The organism is Methylonatrum kenyense, from assembly GCF_023195885.1.
In the GTDB taxonomy this organism is placed as follows: domain Bacteria; phylum Pseudomonadota; class Gammaproteobacteria; order Nitrococcales; family Aquisalimonadaceae; genus Methylonatrum; species Methylonatrum kenyense.
Genome location: NZ_JALPKO010000026.1, coordinates 1 through 843, shown reverse-complemented (window position 1 = coordinate 843; position 843 = coordinate 1). Strand labels below are relative to the sequence as shown.

The window sequence follows — 843 nt, the reverse complement described above, 5'->3', positions numbered from 1 at the left end:
GCCGGCACGCTCGAGTTCACTGCGCTGATGCAGGCACGTATCACCTACCTGGAAACCCGCCTGGATGCCGTTCAGGTCGCCACCGATCGTCGAACGGCCCAGGCGGAACTCCTCTACCTGTCAGGGGAGGCTCGGCCATGAGGTTTCTCAGCCTGTTCGTCGTCTTGCTGATCGGGACGGCCCTTGGCGCGGGCGCGTTGTGGTTTTACCAGGAAGAACTGAGCGGAACCGGGGCTGAGCCCCGCGAACGGGAGGTTCTCTATTACCAGCATCCCCACAATCCGTCCATTCGCTCGGATGAGCCACGCAAGGATGAAATGGGAATGGATTACATCCCCATTTATGCCGGTGAAGAGGGCCGGGACGATGACCCCGAGGTGCTGCGTATCAATCCCGTTGTGGTCCAGAACATGGGGGTACGCACCGCCGAGGCGATGCATGGTCCGCTCCAGCGCCAGATCAGCACCGTGGGCTTTGTCGACGTCGATGAGTCGGCGCAGTCCCATGTCCATCTGCGCACCGAGGGCTGGATCGAGGATTTACGGGTGCGTACCACCGGTGAGCGGGTCGAGGCAGGTCAGGTCCTTTTCCGGCTCTATTCACCGGCCCTGGTGAGCGCCCAGGATGAGTTGCTGCAGACCCTCCGCCGTAATGGCAATGCCGGACCGGCCAGGGACCGGCTGCGTGCCCTGGGCATGACCGCCGATGCGATCAGCCAGGTCGAACAGCAGGGCCGGGTCCTGAACCTGGTGCCGGTGACGGCGCGCCAGGACGGTGTCGTCCTGGCGCTGAACGTGGCCGAGGGAATGTTCGTGCAACCGGGTACCGAGGTCATGACCATTG

General features: G+C 63.5%; 1 pseudogene. It reads left to right on the top strand.

Annotation, left to right across the window (positions count from 1 at the left end):
• Positions 1–137: 137 nt before the first annotated feature.
• A pseudogene (locus M0534_RS13650) lies at positions 138–843 on the top strand (efflux RND transporter periplasmic adaptor subunit); the annotation flags it as partial.